This window comes from Streptomyces sp. 184 (assembly GCF_045781775.1).
Classification (GTDB): domain Bacteria; phylum Actinomycetota; class Actinomycetes; order Streptomycetales; family Streptomycetaceae; genus Streptomyces.
In genome coordinates this window covers 1,665,281-1,687,508 of record NZ_CP123230.1, presented here as the reverse complement: position 1 = coordinate 1,687,508, position 22,228 = coordinate 1,665,281, and the positions used below count along the sequence as shown (strand labels likewise).

21 protein-coding genes are annotated in these 22,228 nt (G+C 75.0%); 14 read left to right on the top strand and 7 right to left on the bottom strand.

What is annotated here, in order from left to right; genetic code table 11:
• Positions 1 to 1,500 carry an aminotransferase class V-fold PLP-dependent enzyme gene (locus QBL21_RS07340; RefSeq protein ID WP_407561183.1) on the bottom strand — a complete coding sequence of 500 codons (1,500 nt, stop codon included), beginning with the start codon at positions 1,498 to 1,500 and terminating at the stop codon, positions 1 to 3.
• Between the two features lie 194 nt (positions 1,501 to 1,694).
• On the opposite strand from QBL21_RS07340, the gene QBL21_RS07335 reads away from it, so the two are divergent.
• From QBL21_RS07335 to QBL21_RS07315, 5 genes are all read left to right on the top strand, one after another.
• Positions 1,695 to 2,621 (top strand): class I SAM-dependent methyltransferase, encoded by a 927-nt coding sequence (locus QBL21_RS07335; RefSeq protein ID WP_407566334.1) that lies wholly within the window; start codon positions 1,695 to 1,697, stop codon positions 2,619 to 2,621.
• 201 nt (positions 2,622 to 2,822) lie between these two features.
• Complete coding sequence (locus QBL21_RS07330; protein WP_407561182.1) at positions 2,823 to 3,572, top strand: class I SAM-dependent methyltransferase; 750 nt, start codon at positions 2,823 to 2,825, stop codon at positions 3,570 to 3,572.
• Positions 3,573 to 3,646: 74 nt separating this feature from the next.
• Positions 3,647 to 4,330 (top strand): DNA alkylation repair protein, encoded by a 684-nt coding sequence (locus QBL21_RS07325; RefSeq protein ID WP_407561181.1) that lies wholly within the window; start codon positions 3,647 to 3,649, stop codon positions 4,328 to 4,330.
• An 86-nt stretch (positions 4,331 to 4,416) separates the two neighbouring features.
• Complete coding sequence (locus tag QBL21_RS07320) at positions 4,417 to 4,872, top strand: SPW repeat protein (protein WP_407561180.1); 456 nt, start codon at positions 4,417 to 4,419, stop codon at positions 4,870 to 4,872.
• A gap of 211 nt (positions 4,873 to 5,083) precedes the next feature.
• A complete protein-coding gene (locus QBL21_RS07315) occupies positions 5,084 to 6,214 on the top strand; it encodes a serine hydrolase domain-containing protein (RefSeq protein WP_407561179.1) in 1,131 nt (376 codons plus the stop codon).
• A 31-nt stretch (positions 6,215 to 6,245) separates the two neighbouring features.
• Here QBL21_RS07315 and QBL21_RS07310 read toward each other — a convergent pair whose 3' ends face one another.
• Entirely contained in the window at positions 6,246 to 6,884 is a 639-nt protein-coding gene (locus tag QBL21_RS07310) for a TetR/AcrR family transcriptional regulator (RefSeq protein ID WP_407561178.1), read from the bottom strand.
• Between the two features lie 106 nt (positions 6,885 to 6,990).
• Here QBL21_RS07310 and QBL21_RS07305 point away from each other — a divergent pair, with 106 nt between their 5' ends.
• The 3 genes from QBL21_RS07305 to hemC all read left to right on the top strand — a co-directional run bounded on the left by QBL21_RS07305 (position 6,991) and on the right by hemC (position 11,193).
• A complete protein-coding gene (locus QBL21_RS07305) occupies positions 6,991 to 7,980 on the top strand; it encodes an ABC transporter permease (RefSeq protein ID WP_407561177.1) in 990 nt (329 codons plus the stop codon).
• 227 nt (positions 7,981 to 8,207) lie between these two features.
• Entirely contained in the window at positions 8,208 to 10,091 is a 1,884-nt protein-coding gene (locus QBL21_RS07300; protein ID WP_407561176.1) for a CocE/NonD family hydrolase, read from the top strand.
• A gap of 169 nt (positions 10,092 to 10,260) precedes the next feature.
• A complete protein-coding gene (gene hemC, locus QBL21_RS07295) occupies positions 10,261 to 11,193 on the top strand; it encodes a hydroxymethylbilane synthase (protein WP_407561175.1) in 933 nt (310 codons plus the stop codon).
• Positions 11,194 to 11,278: 85 nt separating this feature from the next.
• Here hemC and QBL21_RS07290 read toward each other — a convergent pair whose 3' ends face one another.
• Positions 11,279 to 12,898, bottom strand: a complete 1,620-nt coding sequence (locus QBL21_RS07290; protein ID WP_407561174.1) for an amidase — start codon at positions 12,896 to 12,898, stop codon at positions 11,279 to 11,281.
• 371 nt (positions 12,899 to 13,269) lie between these two features.
• On the opposite strand from QBL21_RS07290, the gene QBL21_RS07285 reads away from it, so the two are divergent.
• Complete coding sequence (locus QBL21_RS07285; RefSeq protein WP_407561173.1) at positions 13,270 to 13,995, top strand: response regulator transcription factor; 726 nt, start codon at positions 13,270 to 13,272, stop codon at positions 13,993 to 13,995.
• Positions 13,996 to 14,077: 82 nt separating this feature from the next.
• Here the strand turns inward: QBL21_RS07285 and QBL21_RS07280 are convergent, their stop codons facing one another.
• From QBL21_RS07280 to QBL21_RS07270, 3 genes are all read right to left on the bottom strand, one after another.
• Positions 14,078 to 14,635, bottom strand: a complete 558-nt coding sequence (locus tag QBL21_RS07280; protein ID WP_407561172.1) for a hypothetical protein — start codon at positions 14,633 to 14,635, stop codon at positions 14,078 to 14,080.
• On the bottom strand, positions 14,632 to 16,710 hold the full coding sequence (locus QBL21_RS07275; RefSeq protein ID WP_407561171.1) for an alpha/beta fold hydrolase: 2,079 nt from the start codon (positions 16,708 to 16,710) through the stop codon (positions 14,632 to 14,634). Before QBL21_RS07275 ends, QBL21_RS07280 begins: the two co-directional genes overlap by 4 nt.
• A 160-nt stretch (positions 16,711 to 16,870) precedes the next feature.
• Positions 16,871 to 17,173, bottom strand: a complete 303-nt coding sequence (locus QBL21_RS07270) for a hypothetical protein (RefSeq protein ID WP_407561170.1) — start codon at positions 17,171 to 17,173, stop codon at positions 16,871 to 16,873.
• Positions 17,174 to 17,452: 279 nt separating this feature from the next.
• Here QBL21_RS07270 and QBL21_RS07265 point away from each other — a divergent pair, with 279 nt between their 5' ends.
• From QBL21_RS07265 to QBL21_RS07245, 5 genes are all read left to right on the top strand, one after another.
• Positions 17,453 to 18,712 carry a methyltransferase gene (locus tag QBL21_RS07265; RefSeq protein ID WP_407561169.1) on the top strand — a complete coding sequence of 420 codons (1,260 nt, stop codon included), beginning with the start codon at positions 17,453 to 17,455 and terminating at the stop codon, positions 18,710 to 18,712.
• Positions 18,690 to 19,139, top strand: a complete 450-nt coding sequence (locus QBL21_RS07260; RefSeq protein WP_407561168.1) for a thiol-disulfide oxidoreductase DCC family protein — start codon at positions 18,690 to 18,692, stop codon at positions 19,137 to 19,139. Before QBL21_RS07265 ends, QBL21_RS07260 begins: the two co-directional genes overlap by 23 nt.
• A 114-nt stretch (positions 19,140 to 19,253) precedes the next feature.
• A complete protein-coding gene (locus tag QBL21_RS07255; RefSeq protein WP_407561167.1) occupies positions 19,254 to 19,628 on the top strand; it encodes an ArsR/SmtB family transcription factor in 375 nt (124 codons plus the stop codon).
• On the top strand, positions 19,625 to 20,665 hold the full coding sequence (locus QBL21_RS07250) for a TIGR03086 family metal-binding protein (RefSeq protein WP_407561166.1): 1,041 nt from the start codon (positions 19,625 to 19,627) through the stop codon (positions 20,663 to 20,665). Before QBL21_RS07255 ends, QBL21_RS07250 begins: the two co-directional genes overlap by 4 nt.
• A gap of 238 nt (positions 20,666 to 20,903) precedes the next feature.
• Positions 20,904 to 21,416: a hemerythrin domain-containing protein gene (locus QBL21_RS07245; protein WP_407561165.1), complete on the top strand. Its 513-nt coding sequence runs from the start codon at positions 20,904 to 20,906 to the stop codon at positions 21,414 to 21,416.
• A 105-nt stretch (positions 21,417 to 21,521) separates the two neighbouring features.
• On the opposite strand, the gene QBL21_RS07240 is transcribed toward QBL21_RS07245, so the two are convergent.
• Positions 21,522 to 22,118, bottom strand: coding sequence for a DUF6506 family protein (locus tag QBL21_RS07240; RefSeq protein WP_407561164.1), 597 nt, complete (start codon positions 22,116 to 22,118; stop codon positions 21,522 to 21,524).
• Positions 22,119 to 22,228: the final 110 nt, after the last annotated feature.

The following is a 22,228-nucleotide window of genomic DNA, read 5'->3' as shown; positions in this document are numbered from 1 at the left end:
TCAGCAGCCGTGCCGCGGCGCGAGGCCCGCCACGTCGGGCACCCGGTCCCGGTAGGTCTGCGCCACGTACGACAGAAACGTTTCGACATCCCCGGGCTGCGACGCCACGCCCAGCGAGATGCGCACCGCGCCCGCCGAGGGCAGGTGGAGCATTTTCAGATAGTCCTCCAGCGACCCGAGCCGACGGCGGGCCGCCCGGTGCAGCCGGCGCAGCGGCAGTTCGAAGGCCGCCTCGCCGGCTCCCGGGTTGCAGAAGCAGCCGGTGCGCAGCGAGATGCCGTACGCGGCGCTGTCGCGGATGATGACGCGCTCGTCGACGACGCCGCCGTCGGCGCCGAGAACGTTCAGCGCGACCGTGCCGCCGCGCGGCGTGCCGGTACGGTCCGGCCCGTACACCCGGACCAGCGGCGAGCCGTTGCTGTGCCGCAGCGTCCGCAGCCCGGCCAGCAGTTGGCCCGTCAGCGCCTCCACGTGGTCGTGGACGCGGTCGATGCCGATGCGCTCGATCCAGGCGAGCCCGGCGGTGACGTCCGGTATGGCGAGGAAGTTGACGGTCCCGTCCTCGAACGCGGCCTCGTCGTCGGCGAGGACGTGCCACTGCGCCTGCGCGCTGACCGCGTAGATCGTGCCGCCGGCGAACCAGGGGCGCCGCAGCCTGGCGAGCGCGGCGCGGCGGGCGACGAGGGCGCCGATGCCGGTGGGGTGGCCGAAGACCTTGTACCAGCTCACGACGGTGAAGTCCGGGTGGTGGCGGCCGAGGTCCAGGGCGTTGGTCGGGACGTAGGCCGCCGCGTCGAGCACGACGTCGTAGCCCTGCGCCTGGGCGGTGGCGATCCAGTCCAGCGAGTGCTGTACGCCGGTGAAGTTGCTCTGCGCCGGATACGCCAGCAGCCCGCGGGAGCCGTCGCGGTCGTGGCCGCGCCCTCGCCCGAGCCCGTGCATGTGCACGTGCGCGCGGCCGCCGGGCCGCCGGGCGCGTACGGACAGCGCGTCGTGCATCCGGTCCTCGTCGATCGCCAGGTCCGGGGTGCGCAGCGGGACGTACTCGACGGCCGCGCCGCGCGCCCGGGCGTACTCCCGCAGGCCGTTGACCGAGTTGTGGTTGTCGAGCGAGAGGACGAGCCTGCTGCCGCGCCCGAGCGGGTACGCCTCGCCGATCAGGCGCAGCGCGCCCGTCGCGTTGGGCGTGAAGATCACGGCGTACTCGGCGGGATCGGCGTTGAAGTACCGCAGCACCGCCTCGCGGGCCTCGGCGAGCCGGTCGCCGGAGGCGCGGGACGCGGGGCTCTCGGAGTGCGGGTTGCCGTACAGGCCGCCGGTGATGCGCCGCGCACTGCCCGCGACCAGGGAGCGCGGCGGGAGGCCGGCTCCGGTGTGGTCGAGATAGGTGTGTCCGCCCTCGTCCAGATAGCCGAACTCGCGTTCTCGCAGCTCGGCGAAGAGGTCGGGAGCTTCCGCCGCTCGCTCGCGTACGTGCCCGGTGGTGTGTGCCCTTCCCATGGGACCCCTCCGCATGAAATCCGCCAAAGGTAGCCATACCAGGATGACACCGACCGCCCCCGAGGACCCCCGTCAACGCGGCCGAGGATCCGTACCACATCCGTTCATGGGCGTTCACTCACCCCGAACCCGCGCCTCCCGGCCCCTAATCCGGTGGCGCCGCGCCCGTGCGGCTCACTAGCGTCGCGGCCGTGATGCACCAAGATCCGCTGGCCTACGTGGTGGGCCTGGAGGGCGTTGCCCTGCTGCGGTCGTTCACCGGCGAGCACGACCGCGCGTTCGTCGCCGCGCGGCTCGGCGAGATCCGGCGGCTGCTCGACGACGAGTCGCTGGCGGGGGCCGGCGTCGACGTCGCCCGGGTGTCCACGGTCGAGGGCTACCGGATCTGGTCGGAGTCGTACGACGGGCCCAACTCGGCGTTCGACATCGACGAACCGCTCGTCCGGGAGATCCTCGGCCCGCTGCCCGCGGGCGTCGCCCTGGACGCCGCCTGCGGCACCGGGCGGATGACGGCGCTGCTGGCGGAGCACGGCCACCGCACCATCGGCGTCGACAGCTCGCCGGACATGCTCGCGCGGGCCCGGAAGCGGGTCCCGGCGGGCGAGTTCCGCCCCGGCGCGCTGGACCGGCTGCCGGTGGCGGACGACGCCGTGGACGTGGTGGTCTGCTCGCTCGCCCTGACGCACGTACCCGATCTGGGTCCGGCGCTGGCGGAGTTCGCCCGCGTGCTGCGCCCGGGCGGCCACCTCGTGACGTCGGACCTCCACCCGGAGCGGGTGGCGCTCGGGTCGGTACCGGCGGTGCGCCTCGCGGACGGCAGCCCGGCGCGGGTGGAGACGTACCGGCACACGGTCGGGGACTACGTACGCGCCGCGCTGGCGGCGGGGTTCGAGGTGCTGCGCTGCGAGGAGCCGGGGATGCCGGCCGCCGCGGACGACCCGGCGCCGGCTCCGGCGGCGGATCCCGCCGGGGCGCCTGCGACCGGACCGGGGCCGTGGGAGGCGTGGCCGTGGTCCCTGATGGAGCTGGTCCCCCGCGCCGCGGCGGCGGCCGGCGCGGGTCTGCCGGCGGAGGTCGTCTGGCACTTCCGCCTGACCGGGCCGGGCCGGGCCACCGCGTAGACGCGGGCCGCCCGTTGAGCGGTCCGCGGCGGAACCGTCCGGGGACGGCGGCGAGTTCCGGCGTACGGGACGGGGTTCCCGCCCGCGCGGCCGGCGGAGCCGGTCGTACCCGATGCCTATCGCACGAGTCACCCGCCCGACCCGCCGCCGCCCGGGCGGGAGCCGCGCCGGCCGTGCCGTGGCGCGCATAGGGTGGCGAACATGGATCCAGCAGACTTCTACACCGGAATCGTCGCGGAGCTGTACGGACCGCTGAAGTCCGTCACCCAGGACCCCGAGCCGTACGCCGCGTTCATCGAGCAGGCCGGCACCCCCGCGCTGGAGCTGGGCTGCGGCGACGGCGAGCCGCTGCTCGAACTGCGCCGCCGGGGGCTGGACGTGGACGGCGTCGACTCCTCCTCGGACATGCTGGACCGGCTGCGCCGGCGGGCCGCCGAGGAGGGGCTGCCCGTCGCCGTGTTCCACCAGCGCATGGAGGCGCTGGACCTGCCCCGGCGGTACGCGGCCGTCTACCTCGCCGGGCCGACGTTCAACCTGCTGCCCGACGACGCCACCGCGCTGGCCGCGCTGCGCGCCATCCGCGCCCACCTCGCCGAGGGCGCCACCGTCCTGATCCCGCTGCACCTGCCCTCCCCCACGCCGGCCGCGGACGTCGGCCGGGCCCGTACCGCCACCGCACCGGACGGCGCCGAACTGCGGGTCCGCGTCGTCGCCGAGAACCGCGACGAGCACACCCGCACCCAGACGACGCTGCTGCGCTACGAGCGCTACCACCCCTCGGGCAGCAGCATCACCGAACGCCCGTGGGTGCTGCACTGGTACACCCGCGACGGCTTCGAGACCCTCGCGGCCGTCGCCGGGCTGGACGTCGCCGAGGTCACCGACCCCGCGGGCCGGCCCGCGCCGCGCGACGCCGGCCACCTGCACGTACGGCTGCGCCCCGGCCGCTGACCCCGCGCCCGTCCGCGACGACGCCGCCGGTAGGGGTCGGGGCTAGGCTTCGGCCGACCGACAGGGAGGGCGCGATGGCCGAGACGACGACGCTGGCCGACATACTGGCCGAGCTGGACACGCTGGCGGACCCGAAGACGCGCGCGGTGAACGAGAAGCACGGCGACGACCACGGCGTGAACCTCGGCAGGCTGCGCGCGCTCGCCAAGCGGCTGAAGACGCAGCAGCCGCTCGCCGGCGAGCTGTGGCGGACCGGCGACTCCGCGGCGCGGCTGCTCGCGCTGCTGGTCTGCCGCCCCAGGGCGTACGAGCGGGACGAGCTGGACGCCATGCTGCGCGAGGCGCGTACGCCCAAGGTGCACGACTGGCTCGTGAACTACGTGGTGAAGAAGAGCCCGCACGTCGAGGAGCTGCGGGTGGCCTGGACCGCCGACGCCGACCCGGTGGTGGCGAGCGCCGGCTGGGCGCTGACGGCCGACCGCGTGGTGAAGAAGCCCGAGGGCCTGGACCTGGCGGGGCTGCTCGACACGGTCGAGGCAAAGATGGCGGACGCCCCGGACCGGCTCCAGTGGGCGATGAACACCTGCCTCGCCCACATCGGCATCGAGCACCCGGAGCACCGCGCCCGCGCCCTCGCCATCGGGGAGCGCCTTCAGGTGCTGAAGGACTATCCGACGCCCCCGGGCTGTACGTCCCCGTTCGCGCCCGTCTGGATCGCCGAGATGGTCCGCCGCCGGGGCGGCGATCGGGCGGTCTGAGCGGCGGGTACGCGCCATGCACCCAAACGGGCGTATCGTGTGAAAGGGGGATGCTTCGGACTCTTCCAGGAGAGGAGGCAGCAACCATGTCGTATCCGCAACGCACCACGGACATGACTTCGCACCCCGACGCGGGCGAGATGCGAGAGCGATTCGATCGCACGGCGGCCGGGGGTGGTGTGGTTGCCCTCGAAGGACTGATCCTGCTCGCCGGCTTGTTTGCCGCGATTTCGCCCTGGGTCGTGCACTTCACGGGGAACACCAACCTTGCCGTCAGCAACCTGATCGTCGGCATCACCATCGGCCTGATCGGCCTCGGACTGGCGCTCGCCCCGGAGCGGACGTCGGGCCTGGCCTGGCTGGCCGTGCCCCTCGGCGCCTGGCTGGTGATCTCCCCATGGGTGGTCACCACCGCGAACACCGCACCCAACGGCGCCATCTGGAGCAACTGCATTGTCGGCGGCGCCACGGCCCTGCTGGGGTTGCTCGCCATGGGGATGACCGTGGCTTTCCGGCAGAAGAAGGCAAAAGCAAGGAAGTAGGACCGGACACGGTCAGGCCTACGGCACGGTCCGGTGCCGGGTCGGCCCGGGGTGAACCCGGGCGCGGCCCGGCATCAGGCGCGTGCCGTGCGCCGCCGGGTGGGGGCAACCCCCGGTCCGGTACGCCCACCAGCCCCATCGTCCCCCGCCGCGGCCTGCCGCAGGCTCGTCCCGTACGGGAACGGGCGAGACGAGAGCGCGGGTGGACCGGGTGAGGCGTGTACGGCAGGTGCTGGTGACGGCGGCGACGGCCCTGGCGGTGGTGGCCGGGTCGGCCGCGGCCGTTCCGGCGGGGGGCGGCGGCGGGGCGACCGGGCCCGACCGGCTCCAGGAGCGGCTGGACGACATCGTGGCCGAGGGCGCGGTGGGCGCCCTCATCGAGGTGCGCGACGGGCGGCGCGTGTGGCGGGGCACCAGCGGCGTCGCCCAGCGGGACACGCAGCGGGCGGTCCCGGCCCGCGGGCGGCGCTTCCGGGTCGGCAGCATCACGAAGACGTTCGTCGCCACCGTCGTCCTCCAACTCGCCGACGAGGGCCGGCTGCGGCTGGACGACCCGGTCGAGGCGTGGCTGCCGGGCGCCGTCCCGGACGGCGGGCGCATCACCGTACGGCACCTGCTGGGCCACACCAGCGGCCTCTACGACTACAAGCGCACGCTGACCGTGCCGCCGGACCCGGCGTTCCTCGACTACCGCGCGCGGACCTGGACCCCCGAGGAGCAGATCGCGCGCGCCCTCGCCCACCCGCCGACCTCGACGCCGCCGGGCACGGCCTACGCCTACTCCAACACCGGCTACCTGCTGCTCGGCCAGATCATCGAGGAGGCCACGGGGCGCCCGTACGCCAAGGAGATCAAGCGCCGGATCATCCGGCCGCTGCACCTGCACGCCACCTCGCTGCCGGGCACGTACCCGCGCATCCGCGGGGCGCATCCGCGCGGCTACGTCCCGATCGAGCGGGACGGCGGCGGGACCCGGCTGGTCGACTTCACGGAGACGAACCCGACGCTCTTCGGCGCGGGCGGCGAGATGGTCTCCACGGCCCGCGACCTCGACCGGTTCTTCGCCGCGCTGCTCGGCGGGCGGCTGCTCCCGGACCGGCTGCTGGCGGAGATGCGGACGCCGTCGGCCGAGGGGCGGCAGTACGGGCTGGGGCTGGCCTGGAAGGACACCGACTGCGGGACCAGGATCTACGGCAACGACGGTGACGCCATGACGTACCAGAGCTGGTCGTTCACCACGGCGGACCTGCGCCGCCACGTCACCGTCGCGATCACCCCCGACCACAGCGCCGACCTCGACGACTCCGTGGACGACCTGCTGGACGAGGCCGTCTGCGGCTGACGCACCCCGGCGGCGGCCGGCGCCAGCGCGCTCAGGCGCGCGGGGGCCGGTCGCCGTCGGTCGCCGTCATCAGCGCGCGCAGCCCGTTGCGCAGCATCTCGCTGTCGGCGTCCTTGAACAGCGCGCGCTGCACGATGAACCCCTGGGCGAGCGCCATGAGCGTACGCACCACGTGGTCGGTGGGGACGTCCGCGCGCAGCAGGCCGGCCTCCTGGTACGTCACCACGACGCCGCCCCACGTCTCGCGCATCCGCTCGTAGCCGGTGTTCAGCGTGACGGCCAGTGCCTCGCTGCGCAGCGTCTCGCTCCAGACCTGCACGATCAGCTCGGCGAACGCACCCGGCCGCTCGGCGCCCGCGCGGCGCGCCTGCTCGTCGAGCGCGCGGCTCAGCACGCCGGCGACCACCTCGTCGAGAGGGCGCAGCGGCGCGTCCCGGGTGGCGGATTCGAAAGCCTCCCGCATCCACTCGAACGCCTCCTCCGCGACGGCCGTGATCAGCTCGTCCTTGCCGCGGAAGTAGCGGTAGACGGCGCCGGAGGACAGGCCGGTCTCCTGGAAGACGTCCTGCATGGACGTGGCGTGGAACCCGTTGCGGGTGAAGCAGCGCCGGGCGCCGTCCAGGATCTGCCGGCGCCGGGCGTCCAGGTGGGCCTGGGATACGCGAGCCATGCCCGCAACCGTAAAACGAACGTTCCTTCCTTGACAAGCCCGAGCGCCGGGCGCAGAGTGAGTCTCGTAAAACGAACGATCCTTCTCTTTACGATCGAGGCTCCCGATGTCCTCCACCCGCAGCATGCTCGCGGTCGTCGTCCTGGTCCCGGCCCTGATCGCCCTCGCCCTCTGGGCCTTCGTCTGGCCCAACGCCCGGCTCGCACCGCGCGACCTGCCCCTCGGCGTCGCCGGCCCCGCCCAGGCCACCGCCCCGCTCAAGGCGCAGCTCGCCGAGCGCGACGGCGCCTTCGAGGTGCACGCGTACCCGGACGCGGCCGCCGCGCGCACCGCCGTCCGGGAGCGCGAGGTCTACGGTGCCGTCGTCGCCACCCCGCGCGGCCCCGAGCTGCTGGTCGCCTCCGCGGCCGGGCCCAGCGTGGCGCAACTGCTCACCGAGGCCGTCGGCGAGCAGGCGGGCGGGGCGGGGCGGCCCGTGCCCACCGAGGACGTGGTCCCGCTGCCGGCCGCGGATCCGCGCGGCGCGGCGCTCAACTCCAGCATCCTGCCGCTGGCGCTGGCCGGCATCGTGGTCGGCGCCCTGGTCACCATGCTGGGCCTGCGCGGCGGTCGCGCGGTCCTCGCCGTGGCCGGCGCGTCCGCGGCGGTCGGTCTGGTCGGCGCCGCGGTCGCGGACACCTGGCTCGACGCGCTGGCCGGCGGCTGGTGGGCGGAGGCCGGCGCGCTCGGGCTGACGGTGCTGGCGGGCGGCGCGGCGGTCGCGGGTCTCGCCGCGGTGCTCGGGCGGGCCGGGATGGGGCTGGGCAGCCTGCTGGTGATGCTGCTCGGCAACCCGTTCTCCGGCGTCCCCTCGGCCCCCGAGATGCTGCCGGAGCCGGTGGGGGCGCTCGGCCAGTGGCTGCCGCCGGGCGCGGGCGGGTCGCTGATCCGCTCCGTCGCCTACTTCGACGGCAACGGCGGCGCGGGGCCGCTGGCGGTCCTCGCCGGCTGGGCCCTCGTCGGCCTGACGCTGCTGGCGCTCGGCCCGCTGCTCGAACGCCGCCGCCCGGCCGCCGCGGCGGCCGAACCGCGGACGCAGGAGCGCGTCGCGGTCTAGCGCCGCCCCCGCTCGGTCCGCGCGGTTCCGCCGAGTCCGCGCTGCTCCCCGCGCGAGCCCGCGCGGTCCCGCCCGACAGGCGGACCGCGCGGGCTCGTTGACGTGTACGCGATGTGTTCATACGCTCCACGCGTCGGCCCGGGCCGCGCCCGCGACATGTGCTTTTCCCGGGCGCGCACCCGTCCGCCGCCCCCCACAACTCCGTACCGTCACCCCGGGAGTTGCATGTGAAGAGACGCCACGCGGCCGCCTGGGCCGCCTCCGTACTCGCCGCCACCCTCGCGGCCACCGGCGCGCTCACCGGCCCCGCCACCGCGGCGCCGGACGCCACCGCGACCGCCCCCCAGGCCCGTACCGCCACCGCCACGGCCACCGACCCCGTCACCCACGAGGAGAACGACCGCGTCCCCGAGGGCGCGGTCTGGACCCAGCACTACTTCCCCTCCGCCGACGACTCCGGCACCGAGCTGCACGCCGACGTGCTCCTGCCCGAAGGGCTGGAGAAGGGCGAAGAGGTGCCCGTCATCCTGTCCGTCGGGCCGTACTTCGCCCACGCCGGCGCGACGGGCGACGAGGGCTGGTCGCACACCGGGCCCTCCGCCCGCTTCCAGGACTTCACCGAAGGCGCCGACGTCTTCGCCGAGGGCTACGCCTTCGTCATGGTCGACCTGCGCGGCTTCGGCGGCTCCACCGGCTGCCTCGACTGGGCCGGGCCGGGCGAGCAGGCCGACGTCGAGGCCGCGATCGACTGGGCCGCGAGCCGGTCGTGGTCGACGGGCGCGGTGGGCCTGTACGGCAAGTCGTACGACGCCGTGACCGGGCTGATCGGCAACAACCTGGACCAGCGGGCCCTGAAGGCCGTCGTGGCCCAGGAGCCGGTCTGGGACATGTACCAGTACATCTACTCCAACGGCGTCCCCCGCCCCAACGTGACCGGCACCGCGGGCGCGTACAACTCCATCGCCACCATCCCCCCGATGGCCGACGACGACCCCCGCTACGCGGCCAACGCCCGCTGGGAGGAGACCCATCCGGAGTGCCTGACGGAGAACTCCGCCGGCTACCGGATCTCCGACCAGCGCAGCAGGCACTGGAAGGCCCGCGACCTGGCGCGGCAGGCCAAGGGCAGCGACACGCCCCTCTTCGTCACGCAGGGCTTCATCGAGCCCAACACCAAACCGGAGGAGATGGAGGAGTACCTGCGCAACCACCGCGGCCCCGAGCGCGGTTGGCTCGGCCAGTGGGACCACGTCCGCGGCGGCGACCGCGTGCCGGACGGCCGGCTGGCGATGGGCCGGGAGGGCTGGTACGACGAGACGCTCTCGTTCTTCGACCAGTACCTGAAGGGCGAGAAGCCGACCGTCCGCTACCCGAAGTACGCCATGGAGGACAACAGCGGCGACTGGCGCGCGCAGAGCACCTGGCCGGTCGTCGAGCGGCGCGCGGACATCCCGCTGGGCGGCGGCTCCTACGTCGACGACGGCGGCGCCTCGGCCCGCGCCGGCCTCGCGGCCCCGGGCCGCGCCGCGCCCGGCGGGCCCGCGCAGCCGTCGGGCAAGTGGGACATGGAGAACGCGCCCGCCCTGGAGCCGGCGGCCCCCGGGGGACTGGCGGCCGAGGCCGCCGAGCGGCAGCGGGCCGGCGAGGTCACGTCGAGCTTCTTCGTCTGGTCCGAGCCGCTCAAGCGCGACGTGCGCGTCACCGGCACGCCGCGGGTCTCGCTCTCCGCGAAGGGCGCGGGCAACGTCATGCTCAAGCTGTACGACGTCGCCCCCGACGGCAGCGCCGTGATGTTCGACGAGCAGGTCTCGCTGCTCCAGCGGGGCCGGTTCACCGTCGATCTGAAGGCGACCGACTGGCGGCTGGCGGCCGGGCACGTGCTGGCCGCGGAGATCGGCACCATCCAGACCGGCTCCTGGCGGGACACCCCGTCCGGCGAGACGATCGAGGTCCGTGGCGCCACGCTGAACCTCGCCCTGGACGGCCCCGCCGACGACGTGCCGACGGGCGGCGAGCGCTCGCCGTACCTGGACGCGTACCTCGGCCAGTACACGGTGGACCTGCCCGCGGGCCCGCCGTCGTTCACCGTCCCCGGCGTCAAGCGCCGCTGACCGAACGCCGATCAGGCACCGATTCGCACGTCCCGCCGCCCGGGAGCCGCAGCCGGCTCCCGGGCGGCGCACGTGGTCAGGGGCGCGTACGGGCACGTGGGGGGCGCGTTCGACCGCGGGGCCCGGGCCCGGCCGAGGAGACCGTTTCTGACGGACTATCGTGTACGCCATGTCCGTGCCCGAGCTCATCCGCATCGTCTCGCGCGACTCCCCCATGGCCCTCGCCCAGGTCGGGCGCGTCCGCGCCGAGCTGGCCGCGCTGCACCCCGGCATCCGCACCGAGGTCGTCCCCGTGAAGACCACCGGCGACAAGTGGCTGGGCGACCTGTCGCAGGTCGACGGCAAGGGCGCGTTCACCAAGGAGGTCGACGCGGCGCTGGTCACCGGCCGGGCGGACCTCGCGGTGCACTGCGTCAAGGACGTGCCCGCGGACCGGCCGCTGCCGGCCGGGACGACGTTCGCCGCGTTCCTGCGGCGCGACGACATCCGCGACGCGCTGATCCACCCCGGCGGGCTGGGCCTCGACGACCTGCCCGCGGGCACCCGCGTCGGCACGTCCTCGGTACGCCGCATCGCGCAGCTCTCCGCCTCGCACCCGCAACTGGAGTGCGTGCCGTTCCGCGGCAACGCGAACCGCCGGCTGGCCAAGCTGTACGCCGGCGAGGTCGACGCGCTGCTGCTGGCGGTGGCCGGTCTGGAGCGCATCGACCGCACCGACGTCATCACCGAGGTGCTGCCGGTGGAGACGATGTGCCCGCCGCTGGGCGCCGGGATCCTCGCGCTCCAGTGCCGCGAGGACGACACGGCGACCATCGACGTCGTCAGCGACCTGAACCACCCGGAGACGTACCGCGAGGCCATGGCGGAGCGGATGTTCCTGCACGTGCTCCAGGGGCACTGCAACAGCCCCATCGCCGGCTTCGCCACCGCCGCGCCCGACGAACTGTGGTTGCGCGGCCGGGTGTTCAGCCCGGACGGCAAGACCGTGCTCGACGCCCGCGAGTCGGCCGGCCGGCTCACCCCGCCGGACCTCGGCACGTCGGTCGCGCTGGCGCTGCTGCGGCAGGGCGCGCGCGAGCTGATCGACGGCATCGCGCACTGACCCGGGCGGGGGTCTCGTAGGCCGAGGTCTCACAGGCGGGGCTCGCGGGCAGGGGGCTCACGGGCGGGGCTCACAGGGCGGGGGCTCACAGGCCGACGTCCGGCGCCCGGTACTCCGGCGGCCTGCGTACGCCGGTCGCCCGCTCGTAGGCGTACGCCAGCCGCAGCAGCGTCGGTTCGCTCCACGCCGTCCCCATGAACGTCAGCCCGACCGGCAGTCCGAACGCGAACCCCGCCGGCACGCTCACCGCCGGGTATCCGGCGAGCGCCGCGGGCGTGGAGGAGCCGCCGCCGTAGCTGTCCCCGCGGATCAGGTCGATCTTGGCCGGCGGCCCGCTGGTCGGCATCACGAGCGCGTCCAGGCGGTGCCGGCGCAGCACCGCGTCGATCCCCTCCGCACGCGACAGCCGGTGGTTGACCGCCAGCGCCTCCCGGTACTCGGCCTCGCCGTACTCCAGCCGGTGCACGGTCTCCAGCCCGTCCTGGCGGACGTAGCGCAGCTCGCGGTCGGCGTGCTCGCGGTTGAACGCGATCAGCTCGGCGAGACCGCGCGGGTGGTCGCCGGCGGACGCGGCCAGATAGGCGTTGATCTCGCGCTTGAACTCGTAGACCTGCACGACGACCTGGCCCGGCAGGTCCTCAAGCTGCCCGGCGGTGGGGATGTCGGCCGGGTCGACCACCGTGGCGCCGGCCGCGCGCAGCACCTCCAGGGCCTTCTCCGCGATCTCGTCGGCGTGGTGGCTGTAGCCGAAGTAGACCTCGCGCGCCACGCCGATCCGCGCGCCGCGCAGCCCGTCGGGGTCCAGGAAGCGGGTGTAGTCGCGGTGGTGGTGGCCGCGGCCTGCCTCGGTCGCGGGGTCGCGCGCATCGACGCCGGCGAGGGTGCCGAGCATGATCGCGGCATCCCGTACGGTACGCGCCATCGGACCGACGCTGTCCTGGCTCGGCACCCCGGGGATCATGCCGCCGCGGCCGACGAGCCCCACGGTCGGCTTGACGCCGACGAGGCAGTTGGCCGACGACGGGTCGAGGATCGAGCCGTTCGTCTCGGTGCCGATGCCGGCGACGCACAGGTTCGCCGCCACGGCGGCGCCCGTGCCGGAGCTGGACTCGTTGGGCGAGCGGTCCAGCTTGTACGGGTTGGCGGTCTGCCCGCCGCGGGCGCTCCAGCCGGCGTGGTGGGTCAGCGACATGCCGCCGGCCCACTCGCTGAGGTTGGTCTTGCCCAGGACGACGGCGCCGGCGGCGCGCAGCCGGGCCGCGACGGTGGAGTCCGCCCGGGCCCGCAGGCTCTCCAGGGCGAGCGACCCGGCGGTGGTGTGCATCCGGTCGGCGGTCTCCAGCAGGTCCTTCAGCAGCACCGGCATGCCGTGCAGCGGCCCGCGGGGCCGCCGTTCTGCGTCCAGCTTCCGCGCCTCGCGCAGCGCGTCGGGGTTGACCTCGATGACCGAGCGGAGGAGGGGGTCGACGCGCTCGATCCGCGCCAGGTAGTGGCGGGTGAGCCGGACGGCGTCGAGCCTGCCTTCGGCCATGCGGCGGCGCAGCCCGGCGATGTCCAGCTCGTCGAACTCGTCCGGCGCGTCGGGGACTTCGGCGCGGGTACGGGCGCGGGCGGCCGGGGCCGCGCCGAGGACGGGCGCGGCGGCAGCGGCGGGGCCGAGGGCGAGCAGGGAGCGGCGCGAGGGGCGCGGCGCGGGAGTTCTCATGTGCCGGAACGCTAGGCGCGCGGCGCCGCCGGCTCCCTCCGGCTGCCACCCCGGTGGCCCCGGGCGCCAACCCCCGTCCGTACCGGGGGGTAGCCGCAGTCGGGGGGCCGGCACGTACGCGAGGCGAGGCGCGCGTGGGGCGGAAGTCGGCCACGATACAGGGCTGTTTTCGCCACAAGCGGGCCCTTCCGGCCGGGCGGGCCGCGCCGTCACGCCCGTTCAGGGCGCGGGCGGTCGCCGTGGAAACGGGCCGAACCGGGCACGATCCGCCGTGTGCCACGCGCCTGCCCCGCCCCCGTACGGCGGTAGCTTGCGAAGGGACCAGTCGGGTTGACTGCGCGACCGTTTCCGTATCAGTGAGGTGAGTTCGCGTGCTTTCCATTGGGATCGTAACGACTGACCGCCGGCACCTGTCGCACGTGCTCGGGCTCGCGCTCGACAGATTCCATATCGACATCGTGCTCAGCAGCACCGTGGTGGCGGACGCCGCCTCGCGGCCCGAGGCCGGCCGGGTGGACGTCTGGCTGGCGCGCCCGGCCGCGGCCACCGGCGAGTCCGTACGGGAGTTCCGGCGGCTGCTGCCGCCGCGGGGGGCCGCCGACCACGGGGCGGGCTCCGACGGCGGCGCCGGGGGTGGGGACGGCGCCGGGGGCGTCGGGCGGCCCCGGCCGCTGGCCGTCGTCTGCGGCGGCGAGGAGAGCCAGGTGGCGCAGGCGCTGGCGCTGGGCGCGTCGGCGGTGATGCTGCCGGACGACTCGGTGTTCGACACGGCGGCCGGCCTGTACGCGGCGGCCTCCCGGGACCTGTTCGTCTCGCCGCGGCTGCTGCGCCGGGTGTCGCGGCGGCTGAGCGACGTGCTCAGCGGGCCGCTGACCGTCGGCGTGGACGTGCTGACCGAGCGGGAGCAGCGGGTGCTGAGCCTGATGTCCGCGGGCATGTCCAACGGGGCCATCGCCCGCTCGCTGTGCATCAGCCCCGCGACGGTGTCCACGCACGTGGGGCACATCCTGCGCAAGCTCGGCGCGGGGAACCGTACCCAGGCCGTGATCGCCGCCCTCCAGCAGTCGCTGATCGCGCACCCGGCGCACCGCGCCTGAGACGGGGCGCGGTACGCCGGGTGCGAAGGCGGTCCCGTACGGCCGTCAGGTACCGCCGGTCACGTACGACCGCCCGCGGCCGTCACGTGCGGCGCTCCGGTGGCAGGGCGTGGAAGTCGGAGGCGAAGAGCGTGCGCGGCTCCTCCTCCTCGTCGAAGCCGCCGGAGGACACCACGAGGAACTGCACCTGCCGGGAGCCCGGCGGGTGCGGGCAGTGGTGCGTGACGAAGGTGAGCAGCGCCAGGTAGGGGATGGTCAGCTGGAGTACTTCGATGCGCTTCTCGTCCAGCGCGAGCTGCGTCAGCTCCGAGACGGTGTCGGGCAGCAGCTTCTCCACCCGCCGCCCGGGGTGCCAGAGCATGTGCCGGAGCGTGCGCCGCTCCAGCATCGGGTACTCGGACCACTCCGTGGTGCCGCCGTCCGCCAGCCGCTCGCGCTTGAGGACGTGGATGTCGGAGCGGCCGGGGTTGGGCGCGAAGAACGTGGTGACGGGGATCGCCGTGTTGATGGGGTCGATGCGGGTGAGGAACTTCGGGGTCTTGCGGAACTGCTTGGCCGCGGTGAGCCCCAGCCAGGAGGCGAGGACCCCGTAGAGCCCGTAGCGGGCGGCGGTGTGCGGGAGGGCGGTGGAGGCGGTCATGTGCGGTCTCCTCGGGCGCTGTCGGCGGCCGGCTTCTTCGTTTCGGTCTGCGCCGTCCCGGCCTTCGTCGCGGGCTTCGGGGGTACGTCGCGGGCGGCGCCCTGCGCCGCGCGGGTACGCGCCCACTCCACGGCCCGTACGACGTGCGCCGCGTGCGCCTCGTCCAGCACCAGCGATTCGTGCCCGGCCTCCTCGACGACGTCGTGCCGCGACACCGTCGACAGCAGCGCCAACTCCCGCTGGAACTCGGCGTGCAGCGGGTCGCTGCGCACCGTCTCGCCCGCGGTCACGACCGCGACCGGCGTGTCCGTCGCGGGCAGCGGCTGCCGCGCGTCCGGGCACCAGGTGCGCTGCGACTCGGCGAGTTCCTCGCGCGCCGTACGCCACAGCCGCGGCCGGCGCACGATCCGCGCCGTGGCCTCCCCCAGCGGCGCCGGGAGCCCGCTCATCTGCTGCGGGCGGGAGGAGTAGCGCAGCAGGCCGAACGCCGCCTGGAGCCCGGTCGTCGTCATGCGCTGCCGGATCCAGGGCAGTGCCTCGCGCTGCCGCGGGGAGCGGACGAACTGCTCGGGGTGGGTGGCGTCGACGAACACCAGGCCGCCGACGAGTTCGGGGTGGCGGCGGGCGAAGGTGCGGATCAGCAGGCCGCCGATGGAGTGGCCGACGAGGACGTACGGGGGCCCCAGCCCGAGCGTGCGCAGGGTCTCCGCGAGGACGTCGGCGGCCTCGTCGGGGCGCTGCGGGCGGTCGGCGGCGTCGCTCCAGCCGATGCCGGGCCGGTCGTACGCGGCGCTGGGCGTCCGCGGGTCCAGGCCGCGCTGCACCCAGCCCCACTGGGTGGCGGGGGCGGCGAGGCCGTTCTCGAAGACGACGGAGGGGCCGTCGGCGGCGGAGTTGCGGGGCATCACGTGGACGGTCCGGCCGGCGACGGTGAGGAGTTCGCCGGGTGCGTCGCGGCGCAGCCGGGCGTCGCGGACCCGGTTCGCCTGCCGTACGGCGGCGCCGGCCAGCAGCGCCGCCCCGGTGCCCGCGGCGGCGACGGCGGCGCCGCGGGGGGTGGCGGCGGCGCGGAGCAGCCGGCGGGCGGTGGCGGCGGTGGCCGCGTACGACGTCGGGGAGGCGGCGTTGGCGGCGGGGACGTTGGCGGCGGTGCGGGCGCGCGGGCCGAGGGAGCGGGAGACGTGGGCGAGTGCCGGGTAGGTGGAGCAGTAGGACCACACGAAGCGGTTGAGCCCCATGAAGCGCGCGTTGCCGAGGTGGAACGCCGTGCCCGCGGCCAGGATCCCGCGCGCCACCGGCCGCGGCGCCACCAGCACCAGCGGGAACGCCATCTCGCCGAGGATCGTCGCCCACGCCACCGACTTCGCCAGCCACGGCCGGTCGCGTACGGCCCGGAAGAACAGCGGGTCGCCGAAGGTGCTCGTACGGAAGATCTCCGGGATCGCCGTGCCGTCGCGCCACACCGGGGAGATCAGCTTGGCCGCGCCCGAGGTGAAGTACGCCATGCAGACCTGCGCGGCGAGGAAGCGCACCAGCATCTCGCGGGCCCGCGGGTCGTGGCCGAACGCCTTCTCGGCGGCGGAGACCGCGTAGTTGAGGAACGTCAGGTGGTCCGAGCCGTCGAGGCCGAAGCCGCCCATCCGGGTGTGCAGGCCGTGCGCGGTGCCGCACATGGTCGCGGCCAGCACCCCGCGCTGTGCGCGGGTGGCGCCGGGCAGCACCAGGCCGAGGCCGGTCAGGGCGCGGGTCTGCACCAGGCCGACGATGCCGGGGTAGCCGAAGACCTTCTCCAGCCGCTCCTCGCCGACGCGGCGCCACCACATCGGGGCGCGCAGCCGCATCACGGGCCAGGCGAACAGCCCGTCGTCGGCGAGGGTGTCGGCGGTGGCGAGCTGCTCGACGGCGCCGATGGTGGCGCCGACCGAGGTCAGCAGCTCCAGCTTGCGGAACACGGTGTCGATGTCGTCCCGGCCGCCGTAGAACCGGTCGGCGAACCGGCCCGCCGGGAGGCGGGCGGACGCGGCGGAGGACGGGACCGGGAACGGCGCGGGGGGTGGGGGGCCGGCGGGTGTCATGGGGCGGGGTCTCCCTTCGGACGGGGCGGCAGTGCGCTCCCGGGCGGCGGCGAGGTGCCGTCCGCCCGGGAGCGCCGTGGCCGGCCGGACGCCGGGTGGTACCGAGGTGCGGGCGGTGCCGGACGTCAGGCCGTGCGGCGGCGGAGGTGCGGGCCGGCCGTCAGACCATGCCCGGGTGGCCGCCGGTGAGCTGGTCGACCGAACGGCCCCGCAGCGCGGCGCCGTCGGGGGCGTCGGGCGAGGTGCCGTCGTGGAAGCCGAACGCCGTGGCGAAGGCCGTGGCCGGGCCGAGCGCGCAGCCGACCGCCCCGGCGACCGTCAGCGCGATCAGCGGGGTGAAGAGCACCGGGACGACGCGGTCGGTCGGGGCGACGAAGTGCTCGTCGTGGGCCGCCGCGTTCTTCTGTGCCCACACGGCGATGCGCGAGTCCTCCGTCGTGGGGGGCTGAAGGGCCATGGTCATGACCTCATCCTTTCGTCGGGAGGTTCCGAAGCTAGGTCCGCCGGCGGGGCGCGGCATCCGGCCAATGCACCGTCTTGGCGGCGGGTACGGAGGAGTTCTGAGGATTGACGCCGCGCGCGTCTTCGGTTACGGGCGGGGGTTTCGCGCGCCGGGCGGCGTTTGTCAATCCCCCGTAGCCCGCTTGTGTGCGGGGGTCCCTCCGGCGAACTGCGGATGTGCGGACGCGGCGGGCGGTTCTACGTTCCGGGACACGAGGACGCCGAGCGGAAGGGCCGGAACATGAGCGAGGCGACGCACGACGGGGGCGGGGAGCGTACGCGCGAGCAGGAGGGGCAGCGGCCGGCCGGGGCCGACCGCGGCGACGCGGGACCGGAGGCCGGGGAGAGCGGCGGACAGGGGGCTGGGCAGGGAGCCGGACAGGGGGCTGGGCAGGAGGCCGAGGAGGCTGCCGCCGTGCGGGCCGCGACCGGCACCCTCGTCTACGGCTTCGCGCTCTCCCGGATCACCGGCGCCTTCGTCCGCCTCGGCATCCCCGACGCGCTCGCCGGCACCGCGCTGCCGGCCGACCGCCTGGCACACGCCACCGGCGCCCACGAGCCGTCCCTGCGTCGCCTGCTGCGCGCCGCGGCGGCACTGGGCCTGCTGACCGTACGGCCCGGCGGACGCTACGAACTGACGCTGCTCGGCGAGCTGTTCCGCGACGACCCCCGGCTGCGCCGGCTGGCGGAGCTGTACGGCGACCCGGCCGTGTGGCGGGCGTACGGTGCGCTGGAGGACGCGGTACGCGACGGCGGCTCGGCGTTCGAGCACGCGCACGGCGTCGGGCTCTTCGCGGCGCTGGAGACGGACCCGCCGCTGGCGGGGCGGTTCAACGAGGCGATGGGCTCGGTGACGGCGGCGCAGACCGAGCCGGTGGTGTCGGGCTTCGACTTCGGCGGTGTCGGCCACCTCGTGGACGTCGGCGGCGGCGACGGCACGCTGCTGGCCGCGCTGCTGCGCGCGTACCCGCGGATGCGCGGCACCCTGCTGGAGCGTCCCGCGGCCCTGGCCGCCGCGCCCCGCGTGCTGCGGGCGGCGGGGGTGGCGCAGCGGTGCGCGCTGGTGGAGGGCGACTTCTTCACCGCGGTCCCGGCGGGCGCCGGCGGCCCTGCCGACGTCTGTCTGCTGAAGAACATCCTGCACAACTTCGGCGACGACGACTGCGTGCGCGTGCTCCGCGCCTGCCGTGCGGCGCTGCGCCCCGGCGGTCGGGTGCTGGTGCCCGCGCTGGTCCTGCCGGAGGCGGGGGGCGGGGCCGGTACCCGGGCGGACGCGGAGGTGGCGATGGCGCTCAGCGACGTGGAGATGATGGTGCTGACGGCCGGGCGGGAGCGCACCCTCGCCGAGTACCGCGCGCTCTTCGCCCACGCGGGGCTGGCGCTGCCGCCGGAGCTGCCCCCGGTTTTGCCCGGGCTGCCCCATCACCACATGCTGGAGGGGACGAGCGTGTACGCGGACGACACGGAGGAGGCGCGGGATGCTGCTGCTGTACGACGGTGACTGCGGCTTCTGCTCCGGGTGGGCCGACTTCGGGCGGCGGCGCTTCGCGCCGGAGGTGCGATTCGTGCCGTGGCAGTCGGTGGACGTCGCGGCGTACGGGGTGCCGGAGGAGCGGCTGCTGCGCGAGGTGGTGCTGGTCGGGGAGGCGGACACGGGGACGGGGGCGGGGCCCGGGGCCGGTGGCCAGGCCCCGCCCGCCGGCCCTCCGCCCCCCGGCAGCCCGCCCCCCGGCGGGCCCATGGCCATCGCCGGCGCCCTCCGCACCGGCAACCGCGCCGGCCGGCTCGTCGGCCGCGCCCTCGCCGCCGGGCCCGTACGCGGCCCCGCGGCCGCCGTCTACCGCCTCGTCTCCCGCAACCGCTACCGCCTGCGCTTCCCGCTCCTGCCCGCCCGCTCCGGCGCGAGCTGCGGCACCACGCCGCCGTAACCGAGGGCCTACCCCAGGGCCGCACCCAGGCTATTCAACCGAACGGTTGACGAGAGCCGGAACCCACGCTAGCGTTTATTCAACCAAACAGTTGAGAACGCGAGGTGACCAACGGTGCCCGAGCCCGACGAGCGGCTGTCGCTGGTGTTCTCCGCGCTGGCGGACCCGACCCGGCGCGACATCGTGGCCCGTCTCACCGCCGGCGACGCCACCGTCAACGAGCTGGCCGAGCCGTACGACGTCAGCGTGCAGGCCGTCTCCAAGCACATCCGCGTCCTTGAGGACGCGGGGCTGGTCAGCCGCAGCCGGGACGCCCAGCGGCGGCCCTGCCATCTGGAAGCGGAGGTCTTCGACCTCATGACCAAGTGGATCGAGCGCTACCGGCGCGCGGCGGAGGACCGCTACCGCCGCCTGGACGCCGTCCTGGAGCGGATGGACGCCCAGGACGGCCCGCCGGTGACGAACACCAGAACAGAGGAAGCATCATGAGCACCACGCACACCGGCCACCGCAACGAGACCGGGATCACCGTCGACCCGGCGCTCCCCACCATCGTGATCACCCGGGAGTTCGAGGCCCCGCCCGAGCGCGTGTTCCGCGCGCACACCGACCCCGACCTGGTCTCCCAGTGGCTCGGCCCGCGCGGGCTGACCATGAAGATCGAGCGGTACGACGCCCGCACCGACGGCTCGTACCGCTACGTCCACAGCGACGACGCGGGCAACGAGTACGGCTTCCACGGCGTGTTCCACGAGGTGCGTCCCACCGAGCGCATCGTCCAGACCTTCACCTACGAGGGCATGCCCGACAGCGTGAGCCTGGAGACCGCCGTCTTCGAGGACCTCGGCGGGCGCACCCGGCTGACGAGCACGTCGCTGCTGGACTCCCTCGAATCCCGCGACGGGATGATCGCCAGCGGCGCGGAGACCGGCATCCGCGAGGGCTACGAGCGGCTCGACGACCTGCTCGACGGCACGCAGGCGGCGGCCGAACACCGCCGGATCGCCGCCGACTTCACCGAGCGGGTACGCGGCGTCCCCGCCGGCGCGTGGGACAACCCGGCGCCGTGCGAGGGGTGGGTCGCGCGCGACGTCGTACGGCACCTCGTCGAGTGGTTCCCGGAGTTCCTGAAGGCGGGCACCGGCATCGAGCTGCCGAAGGGCCCGTCGGCCGACGACGACCCGGTGGCCGCCTGGCAGGTCCACAACGACGCCGTGCAGTCCATGCTGGACGACCCGGCCACGGCGGGGAAGACGCTGTCGCACCCGCAGATCGGCGACCTGCCGCTGGCCCTGGCCGTCGACCGCTTCTACACCGGCGACGTCTTCATGCACACGTGGGACCTGGCCCGGGCCACCGGCCAGGACGAGCATCTGGATCCGGCCAAGTGCTCCGCCCTGCTGGCGGGGATGCTGCCGATGGACGAGGTGCTGCGCGGCAGCGGCCACTACGGGCCGCGCGTGGAGGTCTCGGAGAGCGCCGACGTGCAGACCCAACTGCTGGCGTTCATCGGCCGCACGCCCTGAACCGGGCGCCCCGCCACCGGCTCCGCTCCTGTCCCTGCCGCGCCGCCCGTGACAGGGACAGGACCGTGTGCGGAGCGTAGGCGCTGGTGAGCCGCCCGAGGAGGATCGTGCCACAGATTTGGCCGACGCTTGACGGTCGCTTGGCCCTACGCCCGCCGCCCCCGGCTGTGGTCGCGGTGACGCTCCCCGCGGCGGGCCCGGTGGCGGCGGCCCCGCGGCGCCGTGATCGGATGGCGCCATGCCCCCCGAATCCCGCGCCCGGCTCGCCGCCTTCGGCGACGAGCTGGTCGCCATCCACCGCGGGCTCCGCGCCGAACTGGCCCGGCTGCGCGCGGAAACCGACGACTACCTGGCCGGCGGCGCCCGGCCCCGCGCGCTCAAGGCCCACTGCCTCGCCTTCTGCGCCGCGCTGACCCGGCACCACACCGGCGAGGACCGCGGCGCCTTCCCCGCGCTCGCCGCGCGCTACCCCGACCTGCGGCCGCTGATCGCGAAGATGGAGGAGGACCACGCCCTGGTGAGCGGACTCCTCCAGAGCCTGGAGGGGGTCCTCGACGGCGTGCCCGCCGACCCGGACGAGCGGGACGCGGCGCGCGTACGGGGCGAGTTGGAGGGGCTGAGCGCGATCGTGGAGTCGCACTTCGGCTTCGAGGAGCGGACGATCGTCGCGGCCCTCAACGCGCTCCCGGCGGAGGCCGGGAGCACAGAAGACCTGCTGGGCCTGCCCGGCACGGAGACGGCGGGCCCGTAGCGGTGGGGGCGGGGCCGGGGCCCGGGAGGCCCGGGGCTGGACCCGGGGCGGGGAGCCCGGGGCCGATGCACCGGGGCCGGGGGCCGGGAGGTCCGGCGGCAGGGGTCAAGCTGCGCGGAAGGCCGCGGCGGCGTCCATCGACTCGATGCCGTACGTGACCGTCCCGACCGGTGTGCCGCCGGCGACCTCGTGGATACGGGCCGCCGCATCGGCGCCGAAGCCGCCGAACAGCTCGATGAGTCCCACCTTCTCCTCCTGCACCACCCGCTCCGCCGCCGCCAGGTCCGGCACGGCCACCCCGCGGAAGCTGAAACCGCCGGGCCGCCGGATCACCAGCCGGTCCCGCCGCGGGTCCGCACCCGGCAGCAGCATCAGGAACAGCTCCGACTGGTCCTGGCCCGCGAGGAACGTCAGGTGGAAGCGGGAGATGGCGGCCAGCGACTCGCTGCCGTAGCCGATCGCCCCGACCGGCGCCCGGTCCCCGACCTCGGCGATCACCTTCGCCGCCCCCAGCGGGCCGAACCCGCCGCACAGCTCGACCAGACCGGCCCCCTCCGCCACCAGGTTCGCGACGACGGGCGCCGCCTCGTGCTCGTCCGGCACGGCGACCAGCGTCACGCGCCGCCCGCCGGACTCGAAGACGGTCCGGGTCCCCTGGGGGTCGGCGTCCGGCTGGGGGAAGATCACGACCGACTCGGACATGGTGTCGCTCCTTGGTGTCTGCGGGCGGGGCGCGGTCCGCGCCCCCGTTTCCGGTACGACGACGACGCTACGGAGCCGCGCTGACGGTCCACTGACCGTCCGCTTACGAT

Excerpts from the sequence above, each read along its gene's own strand:
- QBL21_RS07340 (WP_407561183.1), bottom strand. The coding sequence starts at position 1,500 with ATGGGAAGGGCACACACCACCGGGCACGTACGCGAGCGAGCGGCGGAA.
- QBL21_RS07335 (WP_407566334.1), top strand. The coding sequence starts at position 1,695 with ATGCACCAAGATCCGCTGGCCTACGTGGTGGGCCTGGAGGGCGTTGCC.
- QBL21_RS07330 (WP_407561182.1), top strand. The coding sequence starts at position 2,823 with ATGGATCCAGCAGACTTCTACACCGGAATCGTCGCGGAGCTGTACGGA.
- QBL21_RS07325 (WP_407561181.1), top strand. The coding sequence starts at position 3,647 with ATGGCCGAGACGACGACGCTGGCCGACATACTGGCCGAGCTGGACACG.
- QBL21_RS07320 (WP_407561180.1), top strand. The coding sequence starts at position 4,417 with ATGTCGTATCCGCAACGCACCACGGACATGACTTCGCACCCCGACGCG.
- QBL21_RS07310 (WP_407561178.1), bottom strand. The coding sequence starts at position 6,884 with ATGGCTCGCGTATCCCAGGCCCACCTGGACGCCCGGCGCCGGCAGATC.
- QBL21_RS07305 (WP_407561177.1), top strand. The coding sequence starts at position 6,991 with ATGTCCTCCACCCGCAGCATGCTCGCGGTCGTCGTCCTGGTCCCGGCC.
- hemC (WP_407561175.1), top strand. The coding sequence starts at position 10,261 with ATGTCCGTGCCCGAGCTCATCCGCATCGTCTCGCGCGACTCCCCCATG.
- QBL21_RS07290 (WP_407561174.1), bottom strand. The coding sequence starts at position 12,898 with ATGAGAACTCCCGCGCCGCGCCCCTCGCGCCGCTCCCTGCTCGCCCTC.
- QBL21_RS07280 (WP_407561172.1), bottom strand. The coding sequence starts at position 14,635 with ATGACCGCCTCCACCGCCCTCCCGCACACCGCCGCCCGCTACGGGCTC.
- QBL21_RS07275 (WP_407561171.1), bottom strand. The coding sequence starts at position 16,710 with ATGACACCCGCCGGCCCCCCACCCCCCGCGCCGTTCCCGGTCCCGTCC.
- QBL21_RS07270 (WP_407561170.1), bottom strand. The coding sequence starts at position 17,173 with ATGACCATGGCCCTTCAGCCCCCCACGACGGAGGACTCGCGCATCGCC.
- QBL21_RS07265 (WP_407561169.1), top strand. The coding sequence starts at position 17,453 with ATGAGCGAGGCGACGCACGACGGGGGCGGGGAGCGTACGCGCGAGCAG.
- QBL21_RS07260 (WP_407561168.1), top strand. The coding sequence starts at position 18,690 with ATGCTGCTGCTGTACGACGGTGACTGCGGCTTCTGCTCCGGGTGGGCC.
- QBL21_RS07250 (WP_407561166.1), top strand. The coding sequence starts at position 19,625 with ATGAGCACCACGCACACCGGCCACCGCAACGAGACCGGGATCACCGTC.
- QBL21_RS07245 (WP_407561165.1), top strand. The coding sequence starts at position 20,904 with ATGCCCCCCGAATCCCGCGCCCGGCTCGCCGCCTTCGGCGACGAGCTG.
- QBL21_RS07240 (WP_407561164.1), bottom strand. The coding sequence starts at position 22,118 with ATGTCCGAGTCGGTCGTGATCTTCCCCCAGCCGGACGCCGACCCCCAG.